The organism is Microvirga medicaginis (assembly GCF_052658925.1).
Genome location: NZ_JBQWEL010000068.1, coordinates 1 through 610, shown reverse-complemented (window position 1 = coordinate 610; position 610 = coordinate 1). Strand labels below are relative to the sequence as shown.

1 protein-coding gene is annotated in these 610 nt (G+C 68.4%); it reads right to left on the bottom strand.

Features of this window, described 5'->3' with window-relative positions:
- A partial coding sequence (locus ACUXUR_RS26795; RefSeq protein ID WP_445505389.1) for a helix-turn-helix transcriptional regulator occupies positions 1-610 on the bottom strand: 610 nt, incomplete at both ends.

Genomic DNA, 610 nt, shown 5'->3' with positions numbered 1-610 from the left:
AGCCGCAGTTTCCTGTGCAGGGTCTGGCTCGGCGGGACGCCAAATACCCGCCGGTAGGCGCTGCCGAACTCGCCCAGATGGGTGAAGCCGCAGGCCAGGGCGACCTGCGTCACCGTCACGCCGGCAGGATCCGCCGCCAGCAGCGCCTCATGCGCCTTCTGCAGCCGCACGAAGCGCAGGAACCCCATCGGCGTGAGGTTGCGGAAGCTCTGAAAGCCACTCTGCAGGCTGCGCGCGCTCACCCCGGCCTGAGCCGCCATCTCGGCCAGCGACAGAGGCTCGGCAAAATGCGCCTCGATGAAGGCCTCCGCCCGCCGGACATAGAACGGCACGGCCGCCGCCTGCGGCGCCAGCAGGGCCTGCGAGTAGTCATGGCGGTGGGACAGGAGAAAGCCGGTGAGCAGCTGCTGCTCGAACTGCCGCCAGGCCACCGGCGAATACCGGATGAAGGCGTGTGGGTCGGCCAGTTCGGCCTCGGCATAGTTGAGCAGCCGCAGCCAGCTGCGCCCGGCGGCGCTCTCGAGATCGGCCGAGACGTCGAAGTTGACGAAGCCGGGAATGTCATGCCCCAGCAGCTTGGCGCAGCATTCCGCAATCTTCACACGGCTCG